Annotated in this window: 1 protein-coding gene; it reads left to right on the top strand. The window is 52.3% G+C overall.

All coding sequences use genetic code 11. The features are described from left to right. Window positions 1–33: 33 nt before the first annotated feature. The coding region (locus R7040_RS25360) for a RecQ family ATP-dependent DNA helicase (RefSeq protein WP_318097406.1) at window positions 34–884 on the top strand (851 nt) is incomplete at its 3' end.

Below are 884 nucleotides of genomic sequence, written 5' to 3'. Positions count from 1 at the left end.
CAACAACCAGCCTCACCGGTAACGCCTCAACGTGTGTTGGAGGAAGTTTTCGGTTATCAAACGTTTCGTGATGGCCAGCAAGAGGTCATCGAATCGGCGGTCGAGGGCAAAGACAGTCTGGTGATCATGCCGACAGGCGGTGGCAAATCTCTTTGCTATCAGATACCTGCACTGGTTCGCAGTGGCATCACCTTAGTGATTTCGCCGCTGATTTCTTTGATGAAAGACCAGGTCGATCAGCTCAAAGCCAACGGCGTTGCGGCAGAGTGTGTGAACTCCACCATGGGTCGTGAAGAGCTGCTGAGTGTGTATAACCGCATGCACAGCGGTCAACTCAAATTGGTTTACGTCTCACCAGAACGCGTGTTGATGCGTGACTTCATCGAGCGCCTCGAAAATCTGCCCTTGGCGATGATTGCGGTGGATGAAGCGCACTGTATCTCGCAGTGGGGACACGATTTCCGTCCCGAATACGCCGCTCTGGGTCAGTTAAAGCAGCATTTTTCGCATGTGCCATTTATGGCGCTCACCGCCACTGCGGATGACGCTACACGTCGCGACATTCTTGAACGCTTACGTTTGCATGAACCTCATGTCCACTTAGGCAGTTTTGACCGTCCGAATATCCGCTACAACCTGGTCGAGAAGCACAAGCCGATTTCTCAGATCATTCGTTATCTCGACACTCAAAAGGGCAATTGCGGCATCATTTACTGTGGTAGCCGTAAGAAAGTCGAAATGGTGACGGAGAAGTTGTGCAACAACCACATCCGTGCGGCGGGCTATCATGCAGGGATGGACGCTGATGAGCGTGCTTACGTTCAAGAGGCGTTTCAGCGTGATGACATTCAAATCGTGGTCGCGACGGTTGCCTTTGGTATGGG

The organism is Vibrio sp. 1069 (assembly GCF_033340555.1).
Note: the sequence above shows the minus strand (reverse complement) of the source record. Positions and strands in the feature narration are given on the sequence as shown.